The sequence below is a fragment of the Candidatus Poribacteria bacterium genome (assembly GCA_021295715.1).
Lineage (GTDB): Bacteria > Poribacteria > WGA-4E > WGA-4E > WGA-3G > WGA-3G.
In genome coordinates this window covers 1-2,095 of the sequence record JAGWBV010000172.1, presented here as the reverse complement: position 1 = coordinate 2,095, position 2,095 = coordinate 1, and the positions used below count along the sequence as shown (strand labels likewise).

Genomic DNA, 2,095 nt, shown 5'->3' with positions numbered 1-2,095 from the left:
GAGCAGTCCGATCTCTATGTAGGGTTGTTCGGTAACGACTACGGATCCGAGGATACAGAGGGTATATCACCGACGGAGCGAGAGTTCGATCAGGCAACCCTTTCCGGTGTCCATCGTCTGATCTTCGTGAAAGGCACAAACAATGATGATCAGCACCCGAAGATGCAAGCACTTATCCAGAAGGCACAATCTGGACTTATCCGAAAACGATTCAACACCTCGGAAGAATTAGTAACAGCACTCTACGCCGCGTTAGTTGAATACCTTGATAGCAAAGACCTCGTCCGTTCCGAAGCTTTTGACGCGTCTCCCTGTTTGAAGGCATTGCTGGACGATCTTGACACTGAACAGATGGATTGGTTTATCCGAACAGCACGGAGGGCAAGGGAGTTTCCCCTAACCGAAGGGGTATCAACCGAAGAGTTATTGGTTCATCTCAATCTGCTAAACAATGGGCGACCAACGAACGCGGCAGTGTTGGTATTTGGAAAGGCACCACAGCAATTTCTAATTTCCTCGGAGGTTAAATGTGCCCACTTCCACGGAACAGAGGTCGCTAAACCCATCCCGTCCTACCAAGTCTACAAAGGCACTGCGTTTCAACTCGTTAATCAAGCAGTCGATTTTGTGCTTAGCAAAATTGCGTTGTCGGTAGGAACACGCGCAGAAAGTGTGCAAGCACCTGTCGCCTACGAAATCCCGAAGGAAGTTGTGACTGAAGCGATTGTCAACGCCATAGCACATCGAGACTATACCAGCAACGCCAGTGTCCAAGTGATGCTCTTCTCGGATCGGCTTGAGATATTGAATCCTGGCAGACTGCCACCCTCTTTGACCTTGGAACAACTGCGAGAGACGCACCCATCGGTGCCCAACAACCGGTTGCTTGCTCGATCCTTGTATCTCACGCAATATATTGAAGAGATGGGAACAGGGACATTAGACATGATCCATCGATGTAGGGATGCTAACTTATCCGAACCGGAATTCACCGATAGCAGTGGATTTAAAATAACGATTTGGCGCGCTAAGCCCTCTGAGCAAATTGAGGTGCAGACAGAGTTCCTCCGTGGAGATCTTGAATCTAAGGTGATAAACTTACTTGCTGATGGTCCACTGTCAAGATCTGAATTGTCCAAGAAATTAGGGCACAAGAAGGCATCCGGTCAACTCTATAACGTTGTTCGAGACCTTCTGGATAGCCAGATGATCGAATACACACTGCCAGAGAAACCCAGGAGTCCACGGCAGAAGTACCAATTGACTGACAAAGGAAGAGCTGAACTCGCGAATCTGAAATCAGAAGATGCAGTATAAGATGCAGTATAAGATGCAGTATAAGATGCAGTATAAGATGCAGCCCAAGTCTTTCTATGCATCTGAAAACCTCTTTTGTAGGAGGGAACTCCGATTCCCAACTCTTAAAGGGAGTAGGCACGCGCCGCGTGCCGTAACTTCTCCCCATTGCCGGAGCGGTTTCTAACCTCATGTTCGTAGTCGTGCGATTTGCGGCGTACTCGCCCAAATGCGACGTGCATTCATCGCACGTTCTTACCGAAAACCGATAACCGAAAGGGACGCAGTCCCGCACCGATAACCATTACCATGAACACCATTGGACAAAAAGAAATACACACACAGAAAAACGTGATCGCATTCTTTGAACAGGAACTCGGTTACAACTACCTCGGCGACTGGCATCACCGTCAGGATAACAACAACATTGAGGAAGCGCAACTCACCGATTGGCTGAAACGTCAAGGACACAGTGACCAGATTATCTCCAGGGTACTGTTCAAGCTAAACAATGCCGCAACACTCGCCGGGAGCCAGACGCTCTACGGCGCGAACCGCGAAGTCTACGATCTATTGCGCTACGGCATCAAAGTCCAACCGAGTGCCAGTGAACAAAATATCACCGTCTGGCTCATTGATTGGGAGAACCCACTCAACAACGACTTCAGCATCGCTGAAGAAGTAACCGTTTATGGCAACAACATCAAACGTCCCGACATCGTGCTTTACGTCAACGGTATCGCACTCGGTGTACTGGAACTGAAGCGTTCAACTGTATCAATCGCTGAGGGTATCCGTC

At 48.8% G+C, this 2,095-nt stretch carries 2 protein-coding genes; both read left to right on the top strand.

From position 1 onward, the window contains the following. The coding region (locus tag J4G07_22565) for a DUF4062 domain-containing protein (GenBank protein ID MCE2416767.1) at positions 1-1,317 on the top strand (1,317 nt) is incomplete at its 5' end. Positions 1,318-1,605: 288 nt separating this feature from the next. Beyond that, positions 1,606-2,095: type I restriction endonuclease subunit R (locus J4G07_22560; protein MCE2416766.1), on the top strand; the 490-nt coding region annotated here is incomplete at its 3' end.